At 42.5% G+C, this 24,172-nt stretch carries 18 protein-coding genes; 10 read left to right on the forward strand and 8 right to left on the reverse strand.

The genetic code is table 11. The features are described 5' to 3' along the window. Window positions 1-99: 99 nt before the first annotated feature. Window positions 100-1,383, forward strand: a complete 1,284-nt coding sequence (locus tag CYG50_RS01700) for a hypothetical protein (protein ID WP_102138943.1) — start codon at window positions 100-102, stop codon at window positions 1,381-1,383. 69 nt (window positions 1,384-1,452) lie between these two features. Here the strand turns inward: CYG50_RS01700 and CYG50_RS01705 are convergent, their stop codons facing one another. The 5 genes from CYG50_RS01705 to CYG50_RS01725 form a co-directional block, all read right to left on the reverse strand. Then, on the reverse strand, window positions 1,453-4,242 hold the full coding sequence (locus CYG50_RS01705; RefSeq protein WP_102138944.1) for a M16 family metallopeptidase: 2,790 nt from the start codon (window positions 4,240-4,242) through the stop codon (window positions 1,453-1,455). Further along, entirely contained in the window at window positions 4,232-5,938 is a 1,707-nt protein-coding gene (locus CYG50_RS01710; RefSeq protein ID WP_102138945.1) for an ABC transporter ATP-binding protein/permease, read from the reverse strand. Before CYG50_RS01710 ends, CYG50_RS01705 begins: the two co-directional genes overlap by 11 nt. 62 nt (window positions 5,939-6,000) lie before the next feature. Continuing rightward, window positions 6,001-8,766, reverse strand: a complete 2,766-nt coding sequence (locus CYG50_RS01715; RefSeq protein WP_102138946.1) for a secretin and TonB N-terminal domain-containing protein — start codon at window positions 8,764-8,766, stop codon at window positions 6,001-6,003. A 117-nt stretch (window positions 8,767-8,883) separates the two neighbouring features. After that, window positions 8,884-9,870: a FecR family protein gene (locus CYG50_RS01720; RefSeq protein WP_102138947.1), complete on the reverse strand. Its 987-nt coding sequence runs from the start codon at window positions 9,868-9,870 to the stop codon at window positions 8,884-8,886. Next, on the reverse strand, window positions 9,870-10,406 hold the full coding sequence (locus CYG50_RS01725; RefSeq protein ID WP_102139067.1) for an RNA polymerase sigma factor: 537 nt from the start codon (window positions 10,404-10,406) through the stop codon (window positions 9,870-9,872). Before CYG50_RS01725 ends, CYG50_RS01720 begins: the two co-directional genes overlap by 1 nt. Before the next feature lie 179 nt (window positions 10,407-10,585). On the opposite strand from CYG50_RS01725, the gene CYG50_RS01730 reads away from it, so the two are divergent. Continuing rightward, window positions 10,586-11,368, forward strand: coding sequence for an energy transducer TonB (locus CYG50_RS01730; RefSeq protein WP_102138948.1), 783 nt, complete (start codon window positions 10,586-10,588; stop codon window positions 11,366-11,368). 26 nt (window positions 11,369-11,394) lie between these two features. On the opposite strand, the gene CYG50_RS01735 is transcribed toward CYG50_RS01730, so the two are convergent. Next, the gene (locus tag CYG50_RS01735; RefSeq protein WP_102138949.1) at window positions 11,395-12,168 is read right to left on the reverse strand and encodes an AhpA/YtjB family protein; all 774 of its coding nucleotides are present in this window, start codon (window positions 12,166-12,168) and stop codon (window positions 11,395-11,397) included. Window positions 12,169-12,482: 314 nt separating this feature from the next. On the opposite strand from CYG50_RS01735, the gene serB reads away from it, so the two are divergent. The 3 genes from serB to nadR all read left to right on the forward strand — a co-directional run bounded on the left by serB (window position 12,483) and on the right by nadR (window position 16,325). After that, window positions 12,483-13,460, forward strand: coding sequence for a phosphoserine phosphatase (serB, locus tag CYG50_RS01740; RefSeq protein ID WP_102138950.1), 978 nt, complete (start codon window positions 12,483-12,485; stop codon window positions 13,458-13,460). A 215-nt stretch (window positions 13,461-13,675) separates the two neighbouring features. Then, window positions 13,676-15,061 (forward strand): DNA repair protein RadA, encoded by a 1,386-nt coding sequence (radA, locus tag CYG50_RS01745; protein ID WP_102138951.1) that lies wholly within the window; start codon window positions 13,676-13,678, stop codon window positions 15,059-15,061. A 28-nt stretch (window positions 15,062-15,089) separates the two neighbouring features. Then, complete coding sequence (gene nadR, locus CYG50_RS01750; protein WP_102138952.1) at window positions 15,090-16,325, forward strand: multifunctional transcriptional regulator/nicotinamide-nucleotide adenylyltransferase/ribosylnicotinamide kinase NadR; 1,236 nt, start codon at window positions 15,090-15,092, stop codon at window positions 16,323-16,325. A gap of 185 nt (window positions 16,326-16,510) precedes the next feature. Here nadR and ettA read toward each other — a convergent pair whose 3' ends face one another. Beyond that, a complete protein-coding gene (ettA, locus tag CYG50_RS01755) occupies window positions 16,511-18,178 on the reverse strand; it encodes an energy-dependent translational throttle protein EttA (protein WP_004914750.1) in 1,668 nt (555 codons plus the stop codon). 223 nt (window positions 18,179-18,401) lie between these two features. On the opposite strand from ettA, the gene CYG50_RS01760 reads away from it, so the two are divergent. The 4 genes from CYG50_RS01760 to trpR all read left to right on the forward strand — a co-directional run bounded on the left by CYG50_RS01760 (window position 18,402) and on the right by trpR (window position 22,535). Continuing rightward, entirely contained in the window at window positions 18,402-18,683 is a 282-nt protein-coding gene (locus CYG50_RS01760; protein WP_102138953.1) for a type II toxin-antitoxin system RelE/ParE family toxin, read from the forward strand. Between the two features lie 14 nt (window positions 18,684-18,697). Further along, window positions 18,698-19,003 (forward strand): HigA family addiction module antitoxin, encoded by a 306-nt coding sequence (locus CYG50_RS01765; RefSeq protein ID WP_102138954.1) that lies wholly within the window; start codon window positions 18,698-18,700, stop codon window positions 19,001-19,003. Between the two features lie 222 nt (window positions 19,004-19,225). Next, window positions 19,226-21,139 carry a murein transglycosylase gene (sltY, locus tag CYG50_RS01770; protein ID WP_168222821.1) on the forward strand — a complete coding sequence of 638 codons (1,914 nt, stop codon included), beginning with the start codon at window positions 19,226-19,228 and terminating at the stop codon, window positions 21,137-21,139. 1,078 nt (window positions 21,140-22,217) lie between these two features. Further along, a complete protein-coding gene (gene trpR / locus CYG50_RS01775) occupies window positions 22,218-22,535 on the forward strand; it encodes a trp operon repressor (RefSeq protein WP_094961916.1) in 318 nt (105 codons plus the stop codon). A gap of 370 nt (window positions 22,536-22,905) precedes the next feature. Here the strand turns inward: trpR and yjjX are convergent, their stop codons facing one another. Further along, the gene (gene yjjX, locus CYG50_RS01780; RefSeq protein WP_004914743.1) at window positions 22,906-23,442 is read right to left on the reverse strand and encodes an inosine/xanthosine triphosphatase; all 537 of its coding nucleotides are present in this window, start codon (window positions 23,440-23,442) and stop codon (window positions 22,906-22,908) included. 52 nt (window positions 23,443-23,494) lie between these two features. On the opposite strand from yjjX, the gene gpmB reads away from it, so the two are divergent. Continuing rightward, window positions 23,495-24,142 carry a 2,3-diphosphoglycerate-dependent phosphoglycerate mutase GpmB gene (gene gpmB, locus CYG50_RS01785; RefSeq protein WP_102138956.1) on the forward strand — a complete coding sequence of 216 codons (648 nt, stop codon included), beginning with the start codon at window positions 23,495-23,497 and terminating at the stop codon, window positions 24,140-24,142. Window positions 24,143-24,172 lie beyond the last annotated feature (30 nt).

The following is a 24,172-nucleotide window of genomic DNA, read 5'->3' on the forward strand; positions in this document are numbered from 1 at the left end:
TTGTATTTAAAAATTATTGAGGAAATCGCTATCTGATATCGAAAGCTTATTGGCTTATATATTATTTTTGTGTGTCTTACCTAAAATAGGAAACCTAACATGAAGATCTTTAAAGCCCTAAGACATCATGATCATGTTACAAAGCAAACGGACCCATCAATTTCACTGAGTGATATGGTAGATAACATTATCAACAAACATAGCTTCTATGAGGGATCTAGCCATCTGATAATAGATAAAATAGTTAGTTTAAAGAATAGTACGAATGCTGATGGAATGAAGGAAATAACAGAGGCATGGGGTAAAGTAAATAAGGCTAACGGAAAAGCGAAGTATAAAATTAATAAGTATTTTAATAAAGGTATCGAAGCAAGTAAAAATTATTTTTCTCTACCTCCTAATCAATCACTTTCTACTGGAAAAATCAAAATAGAGCAAAAAAAAGATACTCTTGATAAAAAGGTTATTCAAAAGTCATGTAGTGGTGATTTACCTAATGGTTCAATAAAAAAAACTACGCCACTAGAGGGTAATGCTACAGATGATGTAATTATAAAAAAGATGAAACATTGTGAAAATGTGGTTGCTAAACTGGGGAATGAAGTGGTTGATGAGAAGGTAAGTGGTTTTATAAATGAACTTTCAATAAGAAAAAATCAATTAAACCAGCCGAGTTCAAGTGAAAAAGAACCTAAGTTTCAAAAAATCCTTGCTAGTCATACGATAGAGGAAGCGATTAAAATTAAAGTGCCTTTTAATGGAATCTCGGATAAGTCATTAAGCTTGATTGAGTCTAAAATTAAGGCGAGATTTAATAAATTAAAGTCAAGTGAAACCCCCTATCTATTTGAAAAAGAAATGTTCGATGCACAGAAAATACTAAAAAAATACGACAATAAATTGGTTTGTGAAAAAATAAATAATATTATCAATAAATTTTTAGACAGAAATGAATTATATATTAGAGAAAATAAAGTTCCGATGGACCGAATCTGGTGTGCCATAAATTCCGTGAGTTCATTACAGGATATTACACCACGTAAATACAATGAATTTAAAATGGCAATTATAGATTACTTGAAAAAAGAACCAATTGAAGATATTTTTGAGTCTTCATCCGAGTTAATACGAAAAGTATCACGTTATACTCATAAAAACATTGCTGATAAGGTTAATAATTTCATAAACGTTTATTCAATGGATAGAGTGAAAGAATTGAAGGGAAATGAAAAATTCAGTGTTGCAAGTAAGATAGAGTTATTGGAACCTGAAAAAAATAGAGATCCAGAAGAGTTAATGAAGGATATGAGTTTAAAAAAAATAGTTTCACATGTATTCAGTCGAATGATTAATAATATACGAAGGCTATTTTCCAAAAATTAATGGTTAATTTTATTTATGTGAAAATAGACAAATTAGCCCGTTGTATTTACGGGCTAATTTTTACTCATATCAAGGCGTCATCATAAATACTTTTGAATTTTGCCCTAAGTATTGACGAGCCAAGCGGTTAATATCTTCAACCGTTAACTGGCGAATAATATCTTGCTCTTGGTTTAAACGCTGATATTGCCCATCATCGCTGGCAATCTGCGCTAGAGCCTCAGTCCAATAGCTTGAACTATCCGTCACTTGTGAGTTCTCTGTTAGCCAAATATTTTTCGCTTCGGTTAGCTCTTTTTCACTCACACCTGTTTGACGAATTTGTCCAATCGTTTTTTGGGCGATTTGCGTCATTTCTTCGGCTCGTTCAGGTGAGGTGGTGAAATTCAAGCGAGCGAGGTAATAAGGTTGCGGTTTCTTCGCTAACATCTGCGAGAAGCCTAATGCATAAATGCCGCTGGCTTTTTCACGTAATTCACCGCGCAAACGCTGACTCACAATGGTATCAATAAGTTGAATAGCTAAGCTGTCTTGCTGGTTCCACACTGCAGGTGAAGCGAATTGAATGCTTACCATGCTTTTATCACTGCTGCTGATGGGATAAGTTTTATTAAAGCTGGCCATTTTGGGCATGATCCCTTGGTCGTGGGATACCAGTTTTTGGTTACTTTGTGGCAGTGATGCAACCCATTGCTCTAACAGCGGTTTTAGCTCACGGCTATTCATTGCACCTGTAATGACCAGTGTCATATCTGCTGTTGAGGTGAGTAATTGACGGTTGGCTTGTTGTAACTGCTGAGCCGTAAATTGTTGCCAGCTACCCTGTGGATTGATCACTAAAAATTCACCATGGGTATAGCTTTCTTGATTGATATTATCAAGGAACGTGCGTTCTACGGGGGTTTTGGATAAGTTTAAAGCAAACGATTGTTTTTGTTGCTCTAACTTTTCACCACTAAATTGCGGCGCTGTTAGCTTCAGGTTGAGTAGCTGTAGAGCCGTTTCGAGGTTATCGGCAGGGGTTTTCCCACGAAAACCATGCGTGAGCAATTCACTGTATGGGCGAACGCTAATTTGGTTTTGCTTTGCCAGCAGAGCCAGATCGCGAGCGCTGTAGTTTCCATAACCGCTGCTTTCCGGTAATTTTAATGCCCAGTCGGTTAAACCTGCCGTTTGCAGCGTTTCTAACGAGCGGCCGCCCGGTAATTGCAAGTTAAATTGAATGTCATCTTTCAGGTTTTTATCTGTTTTAACAATCACCTGAATGCCGTTGCTTAATGTCCAATGTTCCGTTTTTTCAACGGGCAGCTTAGATTGCTCAACAATACTACCTTTTATGGATTGAGGTAATTGCAATTGAATTGCTTTGGAGCGCAGTGTAAATGGCCCCGGTGTGCTTTGGCGTATTTTAAGCCATTGTTGATTAAATGCCGATTTATCAATTGCCGCGGCATCAGTATCGGGGCCAATTAATGCTAAACGTGGGGACGCGGTTTGTAGGAATTTAGCGACATGCTGTTGTAAGTCCTGTGGCTTAACGGATTTCATCAATTGGTAGCTGTTATCTAACTGTTGGCGTTTGTTCCACATTGGCATGTCATATTCAAGCGCGGTTGTCAGCTGTCCTGCTAAATATTCATTACTATAACGTTGCTCTGAAGCAGCTTGCAGGCTGAATTTCTTCAACATCGCTTGCTTTGCTGAATCAAGTTCTTCTTGGGTAACTGGCTCAGTGGCAAGGCGCTGTAGCTCTGTGAATAAAATCTCGGTGGCACCTTGGTAATCATTACCTTTCGGGTGGATAATCATCAACTGTTGTAAGCGCTGGTTATCTAACATTGCGCCTTGTTCATTGATGCTAATTGACGGCAAAATACCGTTATCCACCATAACGGAAAAACGTTGATTTAAAATGGCTAACCAGAGGTTATCCAGTAAATCGTCTGACTGCCCTAAGCGTGTATTTAGCGGTGCGCTAACATCTTTTTGTAAGGCGAATTGCACATAACGCGCCCCTTGCTCTTTATCAAACACACCTTGCACTAACATATTGGTTGAATGGGCAAATTGCTTCCATTGCGGGTTATCTTCTGCCACTTTTTCGGGCTTAGGGAGTGCAAATAAATTATCAACCTGATTGCGTACTGATGAGCTATTGAAGTCACCAATAATCAATAGTGACATCCGCTGAGGTTGGTACCATGTTTGATAATAATCTTTTGCCTGCTCAATCGGGGCATGACGTACCACATCTAATGAACCAATGGGGTTGCGATCGACATAACGGCTACCGTGGTAACGTAATTTTTCTAAACTATCGTTGATGCGATAGCCCATCCCTTGGCGTAAGCGCCACTCTTCGACAATCACAGGGCGTTCTTTTTCAAAGGCTTCTTGGTCAAATGTCATATTTGACGCCCAATCTGCCATTACCTGTAAGCCAGTGGCGACTTGTGCTGCTGTAGCCTCAGGGAGTGATAATTTATATAGCGTGGAATTTAAACTCGTAATGGCATTCACATGGCTACCGAGTTTAAGCCCTTGGTGTTCAAGCTGTTTGAACCCCGTTGTTCCCGGAAAATGTTTGGTGCCTTTAAACGCCATATGTTCAGTAAAGTGCGCGAGACCAAGCTGTTGTTCATTTTCTTGTAATGAACCGCTACTGACCAATAAACGCAGTTCAACCCCGGGTTGATTACGTTGTAGAAGGTAAACTTGCAGCCCATTTTCGAGTTGATAGTGCTGAAGGTCACCGCGTACGGGTAATAGTGAAGTTGAATTTTTGCTCACAGATGTGCTGCCTGCGCAGCCAGCGAGCAGAATACCAATCAGTGTGGCAAAGGTAATTTTACGAAGCATATTCAGGCGTTCCTGTATTTAAGAATTTTTCACTCGCAGGTTCCACGAGTAATATGTGTTGTTCCGCAAATTGAGTCACGAAGCTCTGATGGCTAACCAAAACAATGGCGCTGTCATGTAATTCAGCTTTCAATAAAGCGAGCAGCTCTAGTGCGCTAGTTTCATCAAGGGCTGAGGTCGTTTCGTCTAATAAAAGCAGTTTTGGCCGGTTGAGTAATAAACGCGCAAACATAATGCGCTGCTGTTCTCCACCAGATAAACGGTTATTCCAATCGGTTTCGAGTGCTAATTGATGATGCAGCTTTTCTAAACCGACTAACGTCAAGGCATATTGAAAATCTCGTTGGCTGAATTGGGACGCCGCTTTGGGATAAGCCAATAAGCTATCAAGCCGACTAATGGGTAAATAGAGGCGCTGTGGGATCCACATGACTTTTTCTGTTCGGCTGATAGTCCCGTTGAAGAAAGGCCAATGCCCGCTGAGTGTGCGTAATAAAGTCGATTTACCAACACCAGAACGGCCACTAATCAAGGTTAGTTCGCCTTGTTTGGCGGTTATATTCACGGAATTAATTAAGCAGCGGTTGTCAGCAGTAGAAACGGACAATTTAGCGACCAGAGGTGGCGATTTTTCGTCGATAGTCACCACGGCTTTGTTATCGTTTTCCAATAAAACCACAAAATTATATAAACGCGATACTGTTGCTTGCCATGCGGCAATTTCTTTATAAGCAAAAATAAACCAGCCCAATGAAGTGGCAACACTGGTAAAAGCTTGGCGTAGCTGCATTAATCCACCTAACATAATTTCACCCGCAAGGAATTTAGGCAGTGCGAGTAATACAGGCGCTAAAGCGGTAACTTGCTGGTAACCCACTGTATAGAAAGATAAATTTCGTTCACAACGGATCAGACGGTTCCAGTTGGCGATGATTTCTCCAAATCGCCCCATTAGCTCTTTTCTGTCTTGGGTTTCGCCACGCTGCCCCGCAATGGCATCACCGTGTTGGCGGCAATTAATTAGCGAGCTACGGTAATCCGCTTCGCGGCGCTGTTTATCCATATGCAAGCGACGTAGCGGAAAACCTATCCATTGGGTAAGCGCAATACCAATGAGGGTGTAGATGATACAAGCCCAGAACATATAACCGGGGATGGTCCAGTCGCTATCGGCAAAATTAAACGACAGGCTGCCAGACAATGTCCAAAGAATGGCGGCAAATGAAATCAGCGTTAGCATTGAGTGGAGGAATGTCACCACTAAATTTAATGTTGATTCAATCAGTAAACGGATATCTTCAGCGATACGTTGGTCTGGGTTATCGGGTTCTTGAGACGTTAATCTTAAGAGGTAATGTTTGCTGTTGGGCGATAACCAACGGCTGAGTACTTGCTCAGTCATGCCTTTGCGCCAGCGGATAATGAGCATTTGTTTTAGGTAATTACCCATAACAACGACAAATATCAGCCCACTGACTAAGACAACAAAGTATTGCAATAAGCCATACAGCGCTTGGCCGTCGAGTTTTTGTAGGGCGTTATAGAAATCCCCATTCCACATGTTCATTTTGACGTTGAACCAGACGGATGACAACGTGAGCCCAAGCGAGGCAAACAGCAGTATCCAGCACAAAAGGGCAGCACGCTGCCCCCAAAAAGGTTTTACTAAATAGAAAAATTGTTTCAGTGTCTTCATGACGTTTTATTCATTTGTTGTTTTAATTGTTTAACGAGTTTTATTGCTCACATTGCTGGGAATTACAGGTCGTAATTGACTTGTAACCAGAACTGACGGCCCGGGTCGTAGGACTTCAATACACGGTCTTCAAAGACAAAGCGGTCAGCAACATTTTTATTGTTAAGAATATTGTTCACTTCGACTGAGAAACCAAAACCATGGGCGAAGTCAGGCTTCCAACCTAAGCGGGTATCCCACGTATATTTGCTGGAGAAATGCTGCTTGGTGTACTTACGCACTTGTCCATATTCAGGGTCGACAGCATAGGCGTTGTCGTAGCGAACTGCTTGGTCTCGAGCCCCCCACCATTGTAAGCGGTTGTACCACGTTAGATCATAATCGTCCCAAACACTGGTCAGTTCTAAGTTAAATTTGAACGGAGAGTTAAAGCTGGTTGATGGCAATTTCGATGCGTCAATAATTTTGCCGTCATACCAAACCTTATTGAGGTTAACCTTATTGGCTGGGTCGAATGAGTTATAGCCAGAATCTTTTGGTGTATTACTTTCAGTTTGTTGCCATGTGAGTGATGCTGTCATGACATGGGAAGCTTCTGCCCACTCCCAAGGTTGGCTGTTATTAACGGAAAGGGTCACCGTATCATGTGAGCTACGACCGCCATTGTCATACATGCGAATACTGCGTTTATCGGCATCACGGGTGTCATATTTGGTACGAGTTCTGACTTCGTCATACCCTTCACGGTGTACATATTGTAAACGCCATGTGGTTGAAAGGATTTCTTGTTGCAAAGCAAGGGTAAGTTCATCGTTATACGGTGTTTTTAGTGAATCGATACCTTCGTAATCTTTTTTATTATCCCAATCATTTAAACTTGGATCTAATGAACAGCCCCAATTACAGTTTTGCATACCTGCATTCTGTGCACCATATAAGGCATAGGTTAGCATTGAACGGCCATAATAACGGTTAGCACCCGCAATCAATAACGTTGAGTTGTCGCCGAAAATGTCATATGAACCGGAAAGTCGAGGGGCAATATATGTGCGGCTCACAAAGTCATCACGATCTAAACGAATGCCAGGTCGCAGTGTCAATTTGCCATATTGTAAGTTGTCATCGAGAAATAATGCGTAGTTAGTATAATCTGCGGAGTGCTTACCAGCTTGGAACCGAGTGATATTAGTAAGTTGACCATTCCAATAATCATTTTTATCAATGACACCTGAATAGTTATAACGATAAAAATCACTATCTCGTTTATATGTCCCTTTAGTATAGCTGAGCTCACTACCAATAGTTGGGTTATGCGTAATACCTAAGCCATCTTCAATTGAGGTGAATCTCATAACTGCTTTTGCTGTTTGGCTATTTTGTTCAGAGATTAAATCACCTTGTCCGCCACTACGTAGGTATTTCCGGTTATCCCAGTTATAGTCAGAGTCCATTGCGAGAACTTCGACATAATAGTTTTGGTCATTGGCTCGCTCATCTTTTAGTTGCTGAGTACTTGCTGTTAGCTCTAACTGACCAACTTCAAATTGGTGTTTGAAAACGCCTGTAAAACCTAAACCTTTATGTGTGCTGTCATAACCTGAATTCATGATAGTAGAAGTAAATAAGCGGCTATCATAGTCAGCATAGTTTGCCGAAAGGTCCAAGGAGCTTTTATCAGAGAGATCAATGGTATATTTCAAAAAGTAGTTATCAGAAGTCCTTTTTTGATCTTTCTTTCCAGTTAGACCGTCTGTCATTTCCAATTCGCCATCGCCATTTATCATTGCGGCACCATCATTGGCGAGCGTCATCGGGATCGTCGAACTACGACGTGAAGCGGAGAAAACTAACCCTGAATTTTCACTCACCCCTAATTCAAACCAGCCACCAAAGTCATTTTTATCATAGCGGTTTTGGAAACGAGCTGGGTTGGCGGTATCATTTTTGGTGGTATCAATCCCTTGCGATGAATCGTGGAACAAATTATTCCAACCGGAACGGGTTAAGCGGTAATAGGCGTGAGCGCTATTTTCCCCTTGCCAGCGACGGCTATTGACTTCCACTGTTCCTCCCGTAAATCCGCCAAATTCGACTGGAATGTTATTGTCATACACTGTCATGCTGTCGATAAGGCGGCTATCGATATAGATCCCTTGGTCGCTACTGCTCAGGCGGGTTGAAGTTTCACCGAGACCGTTGTCTGCAGGGTCAAAATCGTTGTTAAAGCTTACGCCATCAAGGCGATAGGCATTTTGGTAACTGCTTGAACCATGAATTGAGATGCGGGAAGGTTTGATTTCCCCTTGGTTCATTGAGTTGCTGTCATTATTGGCAAATTGGACAGCAGGGTTAGTTTTCATCAAATCCGTAATATTGCCATCACCCGTATTTCTTTGGCTAATTTCTTCAGACGTCACGTATTGCGGTGCTGATATCACATCTGTCGCAGGGTGGTTCTGAACAACGTCAGAGACTTGGGTTTCTGGTAATACCAATGTGCCTTGGTTTAAATTTTGCTGACGAATAACGAAAACACCATTTTCATTGATTAACTCTAATCCGCTACCGATGAGTATTTTTTGTAATGCGGTTTGTGCGGAGTAGTTGCCAGACAATGCAGGTGCGCGTAAGCCACTTAATTGGCCTTTATCATAGAGCAATTGGATTTGCCCTTGGCGGCTAATTTCAGCGACAGAGGTAGCAAGTGATTGTTCTGGTAATGAAAAATTCATTTCTTGCGCGAAGGCAACTTGACAAGTAATAGCACTACTGACCGCCACAGCAAGGGCGAGCGGCCTTAATCGGCTTTGAGTAAACTGAATAGACATGGATATCCCTTATTCTTAAGCTGCACAAAAAGTGTGCGAAAATAGGTCAGCAAAATGATGACTAGTTAAGAAGAGGGTGAAATGAGAATTATCCTCACCTGCAAATGAAAATATTTTTCATTTATTTTTTTTGTTTTGAATAATCAATACGTTATTTTTGTCTCGGTAGACAACTTGTACGGGAAGTAAAGAGGGAAGGGCCTGAAAAAACTGTTCTGGCTGATGAGTATTGATGCGACCTGAGATTTTACTCTTCGCCAATTGAGTGGGGGAAAGCTCGATATTTATCGACGAATAGTTTTTAAGTTCGTCGAGTACCTCTGAAAGCGGTTTATCAACAAAAATTAACTCACCAAAACGCCAACGAGCCACATCTAGCGGGTTGATTTGTTGGCGAGTGATTGGGCTATTTGGTGATTGACTGACTGCGCTGTCTCCGGCAAGTAAGAATACTGGCTGTTTGCTTGCTGCATCTTCAAAACTGACAATGCCTTTGCTGACATTCACGGCAACTTGCTGAGCCACTTTATTAATTTCAAATTCTGTCCCCACCACTTGAATACGTCGGTTATCAGCTTGAACAACAAAAGGCCGATAAGGGTTGGATTTGACTTTGAAGTAAACATTTCCCTGTTCTAGATACAGGTTACGTACCGGGGTTTCATAGGCAACATGAATGCGTGTATTGCGGTTGAGAAATAGCTGGGAGCCATCAGGCAATGTGACTTCTTTAGGCGTATTCGTTGCTACTAAAGTCATATTATTGAGCAACATTGCAGGCAAGTGGCTGTATGGCAAAAACAAAATAGCCGCAATGAAAAATGCTGCTAGGGTATTGCCCAAAGGGCGCCATAAGCGAAAAAAAGGGCGTTTTTCCTTGGGGAGTGTTGTACTAGCAGGGCGCGGCATGTGATCAAAATCGCGCCATAGCCCAGCGATTGCATCATAAGCTCTTGCATGTTCAGGTGACGCTGCAATCCATTGTTTGAATTGCTCAGTTTCAAGGGCACTGATTCGTTGGCTGTGCATGCGGGTAAACCACAGCGCAGCCTCTTCATCAATGCGACTTTCATCATCTGCTGTTTGCAAAGAGTCGTGTGTCATTACAAATTATTGCCCTGATTATCAAGGTGTTTTTTACAGTGAACAAGTGCTGCTGCAATATGTTTTTCCACCATACTGATTGAAATTTCCATTCGCTCAGCAATCTCACTTTGAGATAAACCATCAAAACGATAAAGCAAAAAAGCTTCTCGTCGACGGGGTGGCAACGTTTCAAGTGCTTCGCTTAGCCGTTGGATCCGTTGCTGATGTTCCAATATTTCACTGGGATCAGCTTGGCTCTGTTCAAAATGAGACTCATGAGTAACATCATCAATGGATGTTTCCGATCTAGTTTGGCGTTGGTTACGTCGCCAATGGTCAATCAAAACATGATTCGCAATTTTAAACAGGTAAGCGCGGCTCTCTTTTACAGGCGTTTGTTCTTTACGGTTTAGCCATAGTGTAAACACATCCTGTGATAAATCATCAGCATCATTGCTGTTATCTAGCCGATTGCGGAAAAAGCGCACAAGTTGGCTATATGTTGACTGATACGCACCGCTAATTTTACGGGCAAGAGATTTATCAATAGTCATTTTACTGGTGTTAATGTCATAAAAGAGCACAATTGTGCTGATTAATAATCTGCTCAGATTACTTTATTATTTAAATCAATAAGTTGTTTTAATAATTGTGTTTTTACTAATAATAATGAATATCATTTTTGTTTGTATTATGCCTATAATCTGCAAAAAATAAAGTCGTGAGGCAGAATATGAGCAGTATGACGGGCCAGTTAGAGCGCCCGATTTTCCGTCCACTAGGCGGTTTGGTTTTAAGTTGTCTTTTCCATGGAACACTGGCAATCATTTTTATCGGGTGGTTTACCTCTTCAATTCCGAAGACTGGGGTGTTACCTCCGGCAATCTCGTTGCAGCTGGGTGTTTATCAGCTTGAACAACAGGCAGAGCCTGAAATTAACCATGCACCTAAACAACAGATGACAACGCGAGAGGAGTCATTACCTGAAGTTGTTGAAAAGGTCGATAAATTACCTGAGACTGCGATCGTAGATAATGGCACGTTAACAAAAGTTAGCGAGAAAAAACGCCCACCGAAAAAGAAAATTCCGCAAGAGAAAAGAGTAATCGAAGAAGCCCCTGTTACCACGCAGGAGTCTACGGTGACTTCCGCTCCTGCATCTGGAAGTGAATCTAGCAGCAGTGCGAATTTTTCCAGTAATGCGTCTGCGGCAGTAAGTGGGCACCAAGGTTGGCAAAGTGAGGTTCATCAGCGGATAGCCAAAACTAAGCGCTACCCGCGTGCAGCACTGCGTTACCGTTCAACAGGGGTCTCTCATATCAAAGTGATTTTGGATAGACGGGGTGAAGTGATTGCCGCCAGTTTATTGAATTCATCCGGTACAAAAATATTGGATAAAGAAGCATTGGCGACAATTTCACGTGCAGCGCCTTTCCCTATGCCACCAGAAACATTGTTGGTCGATGGCCAAGTCGAGTTTGTTGCGCCAATTGTGTTCGACACAACCTCTATTTAAATTCAACCGAATAGCCCTTTTGGGGGCTATTTATCAGACGAATTGGGCTTGTTTTTTGGGGTAGGCCGCTTAGGGCGATAAGGCCGCTGTTCTTTTTTTCGTTTTAAACGTGCAGGCTTCGTTGCCGGGGGCGCTTTGCTTCCTTGATTGTCGTCTTCATTACTCTCATCGTCTTCATTATCATCTTGATTCTCATCCGTATTAACGACTAGCGGTGGGGCTTGCTTGTGGCCTTTCTTTTTCTTTAAACGCAGTAATGTATTGGCTAAAACGAAGCCAATACATAAGGCGAGTAGAATAAAAATTCGCAATACATTGGTGCTGTTATCGGCTTGTTGAATTTCAGCGGAAAGGAGCTCTGTATCAATAGTTAAACGTAAATAGCCTTTTGGCTCTTTTGTGCCTTGGATGGGAACGACAAGTTGGTATTGAAAATTTTGCAGTGATGAGTTGTCATCTATTGCGAGCCGTTCTTTTACCGTTGCAGGCTCACCGACTTGAGTGATCAGTGTGCCACTGGCCGTATAGATGCTGGCATCTAAAATATACCTATCTTTTACCACGTTATTTAAATTGGCATTAATTCGTTCTAAATTAAAATCTTTACTGCCGGGAACAATATAATCAGATAAGCTGAAAGCGACTTGCTTAGCAAGAACATAGGTCAATTGTTTAAATTGCTCAATTCGGCCTTGGTTTTGGCTATTTCCTAAATAAGAAATACCATGCATGAGTAAAGTTACCAGCGCAACGCAGATAACGATAATAACTGTTTTGTGGAGCTTAAAGGTAAGTTTCATTGCTTTATTGGTGCTCTCGACTTATTTTGAGTATAAAGGTGTCGTTATACTTCAGCGAATATAGGGTTATCTTCCGTTTTAACAGTAAATACATAAGGTCATAAAGCCTTAAAATTTAGTATAGTGGCTTCGTTCGGCTGCTCGCAACTCTCATTATAAAAAAGTTACACTCTAAATAATTCGAGTTGTATGTAGGCGACAAACGAAGATAGTCCGATGAACATACACAAGTATGTGATTCGGCTAGCTGAGCGTAGTCAACAACCAGACAACTTGAAGTATGACGAGTATATCGATTACAGGAGCTAATTTTCATGTCAACGAGCTTAACCTATTGTTATCTACCCGACGAAATCCAAAAATGGCCGGGGTTGCCATTGTCGTTAAGCGGTGAAGAAGTGATGCCATTGGATTATCGTGCAGGTGACAGTGGGTGGTTACTATATGGTCGTGGCTTAGATAAAGCGCGGATCAGTAATTTCCAACAGCGATTAGGGATCGCTATCGTAATTGTCTCCTCGTGGCGTATTGATGACTACCAAGTGGTCAGAATTGCCGGGAGTATTACCCCTCGAATTAAAAAACTCGCTGACGAATGTTTATTAGATGTCGTGCCATTGGGGCAAATTCCACGTTTGCGTTCACCGGGTCTATTACTGATGGATATGGACTCGACAGCTATTCAAATTGAATGTATCGATGAAATTGCTCGCTTAGCCGGAGTGGGGGAGCAGGTGGCTGAAGTGACTGAGAGAGCCATGCTAGGGGAGCTCGATTTTACGGAAAGCCTACGAGCGCGAGTCAGCTTACTTGAAGGTGCAGATGCCGCTATTCTTGACCAAGTGATGGAAACACTGCCTTTGATGCCAGGTTTAACAAACCTCGTGCGTAAATTACAAGCGATGAATTGGCACATTGCGATAGCATCCGGCGGTTTTACTTTCTTTGCGGATAATTTACGTCAACGGCTTAAATTGGTGGCTGCTGTTGCGAACCAGCTAGAAGTGAAAAACGGTAAGCTAACAGGCAAGGTCAGAGGCCCAATTGTGGATGCAAAATATAAAGCGCAAACCTTGGTTAAGCTGGCAGAAAAACTGGAAATTCCAATCGAGCAAACTGTTGCCATCGGTGATGGGGCAAATGACCTGAAGATGATCCGTAAAGCGGGGCTGGGTATTGCTTATCATGCGAAACCAAAGGTGTATGCAAGGGCGAAGGTCGCTATTCGTCACGCAGATCTCATGGGGGTGATGTGTGTATTGAGTGGGGGCCTCAAACACGAAGAACGCTAATATTCGTCATGGATTGCGCTGTAGCTGTGTTGGCCGCGCTCGCTAACCCTAGTCACATACTTGTGTATGCTCCTAGGGCTTAGCTTTACTTGCCGCCTTGCTACAACACCATTCATTTTGAATATTAAGCCAAATTAGTATTCAAAATTTTAAGAAAATTTAGAGTGCTGTGGTTCGTCGGTTGTAATACAGAATAATTTTAAGAGGAGTTTGCTGTGGCGAAAGGGGTTAAAAGGGCGTTTGTCTGTAATGATTGCGGGGCGGATTATCCACGTTGGCAAGGGCAATGTAGTGCTTGCCATGCATGGAATACCATTACAGAAGTGCGCCTGGCCTCCACAAGCTCTTCATCGCGTAATGACCGCTTAACGGGGTATGCAGGTAATGCGGCTGGTGTGAGCAAAGTTCAGAAATTATCTGACATTAGCCTTGAAGAACTCCCTCGTTTTACCACTGGGTTTAAAGAATTTGACCGCGTGCTAGGCGGTGGCGTCGTGCCCGGAAGTGCTATCCTTATTGGGGGGAATCCGGGAGCGGGTAAAAGTACCTTATTACTGCAAACCATGTGTTTGTTGTCGCGTGAAATGAAAACCTTGTATGTCACAGGGGAAGAGTCATTGCAACAAGTGGCGATGCGAGCACACCGTTTAGGGCTACCGACTGACTCACTCAATATGCTGTCAGAAACCAGTATTGAGCAAATTTGCTTAACCGCAGAGCAAGAACAACCCAAACTGATGGTGATTGACTCCATCCAAGTGATGCATATGGCTGACATTCAATCATCACCGGGGAGTGTGGCACAAGTGAGAGAAACCGCGGCTTATCTCACTCGCTTCGCCAAAACGCGTGGTGTTGCCATCATAATGGTCGGTCACGTCACCAAAGATGGCTCACTGGCGGGACCAAAAGTTCTCGAACACTGTATTGACTGTTCTATCATGTTAGATGGCGATGCAGATAATCGCTTCCGTACTTTGCGTAGCCATAAAAACCGTTTCGGTGCAGTCAATGAATTAGGCGTGTTTGCCATGACAGAACAAGGGCTTAAAGAAGTGAGTAACCCTTCGGCAATCTTTTTGAGTCGTGGTGATGAAATTACTTCAGGAAGCTCCGTGATGGTAGTTTGGGAAGGAACACGGCCTTTGCTGGTGGAAATCCAAGCGCTTGTGGACCATTCAATGATGTCGAACCCACGGCGTGTTGCGGTTGGGCTTGAGCAAAACCGTTTGGCCATTTTATTGGCCGTATTACACCGTCATGGTGGTTTGCAAATGTCAGACCAAGACGTTTTTGTTAACGTCGTGGGTGGGGTAAAAGTGACTGAAACCAGTGCGGATTTAGCCTTATTACTTTCTTTGGTTTCCAGTTTTCGTGATCGTCCATTGCCTAGAGATCTGGTTGTATTTGGTGAAGTGGGGCTTGCAGGGGAAATTCGCCCTGTACCAAGTGGGCAGGAACGTATCTCTGAAGCAGCAAAACACGGTTTTAAACGCGCCATTGTACCCCATGCGAATATGCCCAAAAAATCACCGCCAGATATGAAAGTGTATGGCGTAAAAAAATTAGCGGATGCATTAAGTATTTTGGATGAACTATAAGCTTTTAATTTAGGTAAAAGGAAAATACATGGCTGAATTTGACTATCTCAAAAACGCAATCAAACGAGCAGGGTATACGCTCCAGCAAGTTGCGGATGCGACAGATATGACCAAAGGCTATCTCAGCCAGTTAATTAACGACAAAATTAAGAGCCCCAGCGCACAAAAAATAGCGGCTTTGCATCGTTTTTTAGGCCTTGAATATCCAAATCAGCAAAAAACGATCGGTGTGGTGTTTGGCAAATTTTATCCATTGCATACTGGGCATATTTATTTGATTCAGCGAGCATGCAGCCAAGTGGATGAACTTCACGTCATTCTCTGCCATGATGAACCTCGCGATAAAGACTTGTTTGTTAACAGTTCTATGTCTCAACAACCCACTGTGAGCGACCGTTTACGGTGGTTATTACAAACCTTTAAATATCAAAAAAATATTCATATTCACTCGTTTGATGAAAACGGCATAGAGCCCTATCCACATGGTTGGGAAGTGTGGAGTGACGGAATGAAAGGCTTTTTGAAAAAGCATAATATCAATCCGAGTTTTATCTATTCAGGGGAAGCGAATGACGCTCCGCGCTATAAAAAATACTTAGGTATCGAAACCATTTTGATTGACCCTGAGCGCACGTTTATGAATATCAGTGGTAACCAAATTCGCCAAGCGCCATTTCGTTATTGGGAATATATTCCAACTGAAGTGAAACCCTTCTTTGTGCGTAAAGTGGCGATTTTAGGCGGTGAATCGAGTGGTAAATCGACGCTAGTCAATAAGTTAGCCAATATTTTCAATACATCCAGTGCGTGGGAATATGGCCGTGACTACGTATTTAGCCACCTTGGTGGTGATGAGATGGCATTGCAATATTCTGATTACGACAAAATTGCTTTAGGGCATGCCCAGTATATTGATTTTGCAGTAAAATATGCCAATAAAGTGGCATTTATTGATACCGACTTTGTCACGACCCAAGCCTTCTGTTTGCGCTATGAAGGTAAAGAACACCCATTTGTTCAGGCACTGATTGATGAGTACCGATTCGATTTGGTGATAGTTTTGGAAAACAACACCCCTTGGGTGGCTGATGGGTTACGCAGTTTAGGAAGTGATAAAGACAGGAAAGCTTTCCAAAACTTACTTATTGAAATGCTTAAGAAAAATAATATTGAGTTTGTCCGTGTAGAATCTTCTGATTACGATACGCGCTTCTTAGAGTGTGTCACCCTCGTTCAGCAGCTATTGATGTTGGATGACTTATAAAGCCTCACAATAAAAAACGGCATCGAATGATGCCGTTTTGATTCTATCTATATGATATCGATCCCTTAAATAATTTGAATTATAGGTAGGCGGCAAGAGAGTGAGTCCCTAGGAGCATACACCAGTATGTGACTAGGGCTCACGAAAGCAGCCAACACCGCTATAATTCTAAATTATGACAGGGATTATTTGGTCATACGCTTATACTTCATCCGGTGCGGTTGAAGTGCTTCCGCACCTAACGTCCGTTTTTTGTAATCTTCATATTCAGAGAAGTTACCTTCGAAGAACGTAATATTACCTTCGTCTTGGTAATCAATGATATGAGTTGCAATACGGTCAAGGAACCAACGGTCATGGGAAATAACCATAGCACAGCCCGGGAACTCTAACAGGGCGTTTTCCAACGCACGTAAAGTTTCAACGTCGAGGTCGTTGGTTGGTTCATCGAGTAACAGGACGTTACCGCCCACTTGCAGTAGTTTGGCTAAGTGTAAACGGCCGCGTTCACCACCAGATAACTCACCAACACGTTTACCTTGGTCTACGCCTTTAAAGTTAAAGCGACCGACGTAAGCGCGGCTTGGAATTTCAAAGTTACCAATACGCATGATGTCTTGGCCGTTGGAAATTTCTTCCCAGACAGTTTTGCTGTCGTCCATCGCATCACGGAACTGGTCAACAGAGGCAATTTTCACGGTATCGCCTAATGTGATGGAGCCAGAGTCCGGTTGCTCTTGGCCTGAAATCATACGGAACAGGGTGGATTTACCCGCACCGTTAGGGCCGATGATCCCGACAATCGCCCCTTTAGGGATTGAGAAATTCAGGTTATCAATCAGAACGCGGTCACCATAAGATTTACTTAGGTTTTCAACCTCGATAACTTTATCCCCTAAACGCGGTCCAGGTGGAATAAAGAGTTCGCTGGTTTCATTACGTTTTTGATATTCCACGCTATTAAGCTCTTCAAAACGAGCAAGACGCGCTTTACCTTTAGCCTGACGGCCTTTTGGATTTTGGCGGATCCACTCAAGCTCTTTCTCGATAGATTTACGACGAGCGGCTTCTGTAGAGGCTTCTTGCGCCAGACGTTCATCTTTTTGCTCAAGCCAAGAAGAGTAGTTGCCTTCCCAAGGAATACCTTCACCACGGTCAAGTTCGAGGATCCAACCCGCGACGTTATCTAAGAAGTAACGGTCATGCGTGATAGCCACAACAGTCCCTTCGTAGTCGTGTAAGAAACGCTCTAACCAAGCAACAGACTCGGCATCCAAGTGGTTGGTTGGCTCATCGAGCAGTAACATGTCTGGTTTTTCTAATAGCAGACGGCAAATTGCCACACGGCGGCGTTCACCCCCTGAAAGGTTCTCGATTTTGGCATCCCAAGCTGGCAGGCGTAGGGCATCTGCTGCACGCTCCAGTTGGTTATCAAGGTTATGGCCATCTTGCGCGGAAATAATCGCTTCTAACTCGCCTTGCTCTTTTGCGAGTTTATCAAAGTCTGCACCTTCTTCCGCGTAAGCCGCATAAACTTCGTCTAAGCGCGTTAATGCATTTTTCACTTCGCTAACCGCTTCTTCAACAGCTTCGCGTACGGTGTGCTCAAGGTTTAGCTTCGGTTCTTGCGGAAGATAGCCGATTTTCAGACCTGGTTGTGGACGTGCTTCACCTTCGATATCGGTATCAATACCCGCCATAATACGCAGTAACGTTGATTTACCGGCACCATTAAGACCTAAAACACCGATCTTAGCCCCCGGAAAGAAGCTCAGAGAGATATTTTTTAAAATATGACGTTTCGGTGGAACAATTTTTCCAACCCGATACATACTGTAGACGTATTGAGCCAATTTATTTACCTTTTGATTTGTAAAGGGAATTTTAGTTTTTTAGTCTATTTTTGCTTTAACAAGCTTAGGCTGAAAAGCATTTAATAAACAGCTATATAATTTTCTAGAACTATACCTGAACATCAGAAGATCATCCATCCCTCTCAGTGATACAAGCTTGATGACTTTCTATTATTAATTCGTGGGTGTATAGTGTGTCTATACGCTATACATGTAGTTGGCCATGATAAAAAGTTTTAAACATAAAGGAATTGAACACTTTTTTAAAATGGGCATTACGTCTGGTATTCAATCGAAGCACATAACAAAGTTACGGGTACAACTGACTGCGCTCAATGTTGCTAAAAAACCACAAGATATGTTTGCACCAAGTTGGAATCTCCATCAATTAAAACGGGGAGATTTGCAGCATCATTGGGCAATATCAGTGAATGGAAACTGGCGACTCACATTTAAATTTGAGGGTGAAGATGCCATTCTCGTTGATTATCAAGATTATCATTAAGTAAGGTGAACATAATGAGCAAAATGCATAATCCAGTACATCCGGGTATCGTTTTACGTGAATATTTAGAGGGTATTTCAGTCACTGAAGCTGCAAAAGCATTGGAGGTAACACGTACAACTCTCTCGCGTATTCTCAACGGTAATAGCGGTATTTCGGCAGATATGGCGATACGATTAGAAATGGCACTCGGAACCAGTGCTGAAATGTGGGTTGAGATGCAAGCCCAGTATGAACTTTGGCAAGCTTCTTTGGAAAAACGCCCCGCCATTAAACCTTTATTTTCGCGGAAGGAAGGTTTTAAGTCATTCATGGACTGAATGATACGTAAAAGACTGTAAAGTCGAAAAATTCAAGAACTCTCTGCTGTTACTAAATAAAAACTTTCGGTAGCATTCATAGTATTGATATATGTTTAATATATCCATGATCCTTCAAGTTGCAGCGCTTTTCGCCTACCTGCAACTCGAATTATTTGGGGTATATTTAGGTTAAGGCTTTTCCTGTATTTTGACTTTAGTTTAGCGATGGAGCGAGTGAATATGAAAGGTTGGTTAGCGGCAGTACCTGTGACAATGTTGCTGGTTTCCAGCACCGTATGGGCGGATTCCTTACAGGCACAACGGGAGCGTTATCAGGCAATTAAGGTTGCATGGGATGCCAATAAAATGGATGAAGTCGAGCGCTTGCTACCGACCTTGCATGATTATCCACTTTACCCTTATCTCGCTTATCGTGAGTTAACTCAAGACTTAGATATTATCTCGCCACGCCAAGTTCAGGAGTTTATTAATACCTATCCAACCTTGCCTGTCGCTAAAAACCTGAAAACACGCTTTGTCAACGAATTAGCTCGCCGCCAAGAGTGGAAATCGCTGCTTGAATTTAGCCCTGAAGCGCCAAAACCTGCCGAAGCACAATGTAATTTTTATTTTGCTAATTGGGCGGTGGGAAATAAGCAAATTGCTTGGCAAGGGGCAGAAAAAGCCTGGTTAAATGGCCGTTCAATGCCGAGTGCCTGTGATAAATTATTTAACGAATGGGAAAAAGCGGGTTATTTAACCCCTGAGATGACCCTTGAGCGTATTAACTTAGCCATAAAAGAGGGCAATACCTCGATTGCGAGTTATTTAGCGAAACGCTTACCGCCAAGCTATAAAACGATTGGTGATGCGTTAGTGAAATTACAAAATGACCCTGCCTCAGTTGTGACATTCGCCAAAACGATGACGCCAACAGATTTTACTCGTCAAGCCACCATCGCGGCTTTTAGCCGTTATGCACGCCAATCCCCTGATGCGGCTCGTACAGTACTGAATAGCATCAGTTCTGCCCAAAAAATGAATATGGCAGAAAAGCAGTTACTTAAAGACAGTGTTGCTTGGCAATATATGGGAGATGTGACCCCAGAGCAGGCTCAATGGCGTGATGAAACTATTCAAGAAAGTAATTCATCGTCATTGAAAGAGCGTCGTGTTCGTTTAGCGTTAGGAGCTGGTGATAAAATCGGTGTTGCGTCATGGCTAAAACGCTTGCCAGCAGATGTCAAAAATAAAGAAGAGTGGCAGTATTGGCAGGCTATCACGTTAATTGATGCAGGCAAAAAAGCGGAAGGAGAGGCATTACTTCGCCAATTAACGGAGAAGCGCGGCTTCTACCCAATGGTGGCCGCACAGGTGCTAGAAATTGACTATCCGGTGTATGTAAAAAGTGCGGTTAAGCCTGATTCAAGTATTGATCAATTGCCTGAAGTGCAACGTGTTCGTGAGTTAATGTACTGGGAAATGGATAACCTTGCCCGTTCTGAGTGGGTGAGTTTAGTGGCATCTCTGCCAGCAAACCAGAAAGAGCAATTGGCGCGTTATGCGTTTGATCATAAATGGGCAGATCTCAGTGTCCAAGCGACCATCACAGCCAAACTTTGGGATCACCTAGAAGAGCGTTTCCCATTAGCGTGGGACAAAGAATTCAATCTATATACCAAGTCGAAAGATATTCAAAAGAGTTATGCAATGGCGATCGCTCGCCAAGAAAGTGCGTGGAATCCACAGGCTCGTTCACCGGTTGGAGCGACAGGTTTGATGCAGTTGATGCCTGCAACAGCAAAACATACCGCACAGAAGCAGGGTATTAATTATGTGAATACGAGCCAACTGACTAACCCGACAACCAATATTGAGCTAGGAACAGCTTATTTGGAAGATGTTTATCAGCAATTTGGTAATAACCGTATTTTAGCTAGTGCGGCTTATAATGCAGGCCCATCTCGTGTGACTCGCTGGTTAGGTAACAGCGGGGGGCGCATTGATGCGGTCGCATTTGTTGAAAGTATTCCGTTCTCAGAAACTCGCGGTTATGTGAAAAATGTGTTGTCGTATGACTTATTCTATAGGCACTTTATGGGGCAGAAAAATAGTAAGATATTGCTTCCTAATGAGTGGAATATGAAATACTAATAAATACTCTTCATATTTCGAATTGTAGGGGTGTTGGCTACGTTCGCTAACCCTAGTCACATACTTGTGTATGCTCCTAGGGCTTAGCATCACTTGCCGCCTACCTACAATCCGAACTATTTTGAGTATTTATCTTTATTATATTTCGATTTATAGGGGCTTCGTATGTAAGCTCTAGTCACATACTTGTGTATGCTCCTAGGGCTTAGCATCACTTGCCGCCTACCTACAATCCGAACTATTTTGAGTATTTATCTTTATTATATTTCGATTTATAGGGGCTTCGTATGTAAGCTCTAGTCACATACTTGTGTATGCTCTTAGGGCTTAGCATCACTTGCCGTCTACCTACAATCCGAACTATTTTGAGTATTCATCTTTATTATATTTCGATTTATAGGGGCTTCGTATGTAAGCTCTAGTCACATACTTGTGTATGCTCTTAGGGCTTAGCATCACTTGCCGCCTACCTACAATCCGAACTATTTTGAGTATTTATCTTTATTATATTTCGATTTATAGGGGCTTCGTATGTAAGCTCTAGTCACATACTTGTGTATGCTCTTAGGGCTTAGCATCACTTGCCGTCTACCTACAATCCGAACTATTTTGAGTATTCATCTTTATTATATTTCGATTTATAGGGGCTTCGTATGTAAGCTCTAGTCACATACTTGTGTATGCTCTTAGGGCTTAGCATCACTTGCCGCCTACCTACAATCCGAACTATTTTGAGTATTTATCTTTATTATATTTCGATTTATAGGGGCTTCGTATGTAAGCTCTAGTCACATACTTGTGTATGCTCCTAGGGCTTAGCATCACTTGCCGCCTACCTACAATCCGAACTATTTTGAGTATTTATCTTTATTATATTTCGATTTATAGGGGCCTCGTATGTAAGCCCTAGTCACATATTTGTGTATGCTCCCCGAGCTATCCTCGCTGGTCGCCTAGTCACAACTCAAACTATTTAGCATATTAACGCAGTAACTAAATGAAAATGGTGTTTGGTTGATGATTTCTAATAAGAGTGTGTTATTATTTGTACTAGTTAAATAGTATGGGTGGATAAACGATGACAGCAAATCAACAACATGACCCGGCACTGACTGCTGATGAAAACGCTGACTGGCTGCGCTTTGTGAATTTATTACAATTGGCATTTGAACAAGATATTCATCTGCCAGTTCTTCAGTTATTACTCACGCCAGATGAGCGCACAGCGTTAGCGACTCGCGTTAAAATTGTGCAAGAGTTGATGCGCGGTGAAATGAGCCAAAGAGAACTGAAAAATGAGCTCGGCGTGGGGATAGCAACTATTACTCGGGGTTCGAATAGCTTAAAGTCAGCGCCTATTCCTGTGAAGGAGTGGTTGGAGCAACAACTTCTCTAAAATACGCGTCATATTTTGCTCTGTGGCGTTGTTGGCTGCATTTGGTTACCCGAATCACATACTTGTGTATGCTCATCGGGATAACCTCACTTGCCGCCTAGCCACAATCCAAACTATTTAGCGTATTGGTATTTATCGTATTTCAAATTGTAGGGGGGTTCAGGCTTCGCTCATTCGCCCTAGTCACATACTTGTGTATGCTCCTAGGGCTTAGCACCACTTGCCAGCTACTTATAATCCGAACTATTTATCGTATTGGTATTTATCGTATTTCAAATTAATAGTCACAAAAAAAGTATGGTTTCCCATACTTTAGTGTGAAAAGAGTGGTGTTTAATCGCACATGCAATTTTAATTATTTTAAGTATAATTAATCTTCTACTTGGTTTAGCTCTTTATAAATTTCATGCTTAATGGGAACCAAGGCCAATATCAAGGCTTGTTGGTAAACACTGGTGCGAGTTAATACCCCGTCAGTGAAAAAACCAATGGCACCACCTTGTTGTTTGATATTATCGATGCCTGTTAAAAAGGCCATTTCATCGCCGAGTTCACGGCCTTCACGAATACCCGCCAGAATTTTTTCTGGGATCATAATACTGGCAGAGCGGGATTCACCACGTATTTGCTTATGTTCAATTACTATCCAAGCAAATGTCATATCGTCTTCGATACCCGCTTCAATACCAACCCAAAAATCCGCTTCAGGGCGAACTTGCCTAGAGGCCATCACGCGTTGTCTAGCCCCAGTACGGGTTTCATTATTACCGATAGGTTGCTGTGGAACACTGCTATCGACATTAATATCTTCAATTTGATAACTGCCAGCCCCAAAAACAGCATCGAAAGCAAGATGGATCGCTTTAATTTTGGCAGGATTAGTCGTTGCAGCTATAACTTGGTACATTAATTATTTTCCTTTGAACACATACTTCGAAAAGTAATAACGGAACACATCTATGTTACAGGTTTATCTTGTTCGCCATGGCGAAACTGAATGGAATTTAGCTCGTCGCATCCAGGGACAATCCGATAGCCCTCTGACCGCCACTGGACGACTGCAAGCAAGGCAGGTGGCTGAGAGGATAAAGTCAGAAGGCATTACCCATATTATCACTAGTGATATGGGACGCACACTGGAAACTGCACAAATAATTGCAAGTGTGTGCGGGTGTGAAATTACCACAGAACCGCGTCTACGTGAACTAAATATGGGCGTTCTTGAGCAAAGAGCAATAGAGTCGTTAACGCCAGAGGAAGAACAGTGGCGTAAAAGCTTAATTGATGGCACACGTGGAGGACGAATTCCAGAGGGTGAATCAATGGAGGAGCTGTATACACGCATGTTTGCAGCACTAAATAGTTGTTTAGATTTGCCTGAAGGTAGCCGCCCGTTGATTGTTAGCCATGGGATTGCGTTAAGTACGTTAATTAGTCGTATTATGGGGGTTCCGGCTTATTCAGAACGTCGCCTTCGTTTACGTAACTGTTCGTTATCTCGTGTTGATTACCAAAACAGTCCATGGTTGGCGAATGGTTGGATAGTTGAAACGGCAGGTGAGGTCACACATTTATCGCAACCGGCTCTTGACGAACAGCAAGGCTAACGATTTAGAAAAAGGAGTTTCAACAAACTG

Origin of the sequence: Providencia huaxiensis (genome assembly GCF_002843235.3) — a bacterium.
Lineage (GTDB): Bacteria > Pseudomonadota > Gammaproteobacteria > Enterobacterales > Enterobacteriaceae > Providencia > Providencia huaxiensis.

Bases quoted from the DNA above. Each gene is read 5' to 3' on its own strand.
- CYG50_RS01710 (WP_102138945.1), bottom strand. From the start codon at position 5,938: ATGAAGACACTGAAACAATTTTTCTATTTAGTAAAACCTTTTTGGGGG.
- sltY (WP_168222821.1), top strand. From the start codon at position 19,226: ATGAAAGGTTGGTTAGCGGCAGTACCTGTGACAATGTTGCTGGTTTCC.
- CYG50_RS01725 (WP_102139067.1), bottom strand. From the start codon at position 10,406: ATGACTATTGATAAATCTCTTGCCCGTAAAATTAGCGGTGCGTATCAG.
- CYG50_RS01720 (WP_102138947.1), bottom strand. From the start codon at position 9,870: ATGACACACGACTCTTTGCAAACAGCAGATGATGAAAGTCGCATTGAT.
- CYG50_RS01705 (WP_102138944.1), bottom strand. From the start codon at position 4,242: ATGCTTCGTAAAATTACCTTTGCCACACTGATTGGTATTCTGCTCGCT.
- CYG50_RS01700 (WP_102138943.1), top strand. From the start codon at position 100: ATGAAGATCTTTAAAGCCCTAAGACATCATGATCATGTTACAAAGCAA.
- CYG50_RS01735 (WP_102138949.1), bottom strand. From the start codon at position 12,168: ATGAAACTTACCTTTAAGCTCCACAAAACAGTTATTATCGTTATCTGC.
- trpR (WP_094961916.1), top strand. From the start codon at position 22,218: ATGACAGCAAATCAACAACATGACCCGGCACTGACTGCTGATGAAAAC.
- serB (WP_102138950.1), top strand. From the start codon at position 12,483: ATGTCAACGAGCTTAACCTATTGTTATCTACCCGACGAAATCCAAAAA.
- CYG50_RS01765 (WP_102138954.1), top strand. From the start codon at position 18,698: ATGAGCAAAATGCATAATCCAGTACATCCGGGTATCGTTTTACGTGAA.
- nadR (WP_102138952.1), top strand. From the start codon at position 15,090: ATGGCTGAATTTGACTATCTCAAAAACGCAATCAAACGAGCAGGGTAT.
- yjjX (WP_004914743.1), bottom strand. From the start codon at position 23,442: ATGTACCAAGTTATAGCTGCAACGACTAATCCTGCCAAAATTAAAGCG.
- CYG50_RS01760 (WP_102138953.1), top strand. From the start codon at position 18,402: ATGATAAAAAGTTTTAAACATAAAGGAATTGAACACTTTTTTAAAATG.
- CYG50_RS01715 (WP_102138946.1), bottom strand. From the start codon at position 8,766: ATGTCTATTCAGTTTACTCAAAGCCGATTAAGGCCGCTCGCCCTTGCT.
- gpmB (WP_102138956.1), top strand. From the start codon at position 23,495: ATGTTACAGGTTTATCTTGTTCGCCATGGCGAAACTGAATGGAATTTA.
- CYG50_RS01730 (WP_102138948.1), top strand. From the start codon at position 10,586: ATGAGCAGTATGACGGGCCAGTTAGAGCGCCCGATTTTCCGTCCACTA.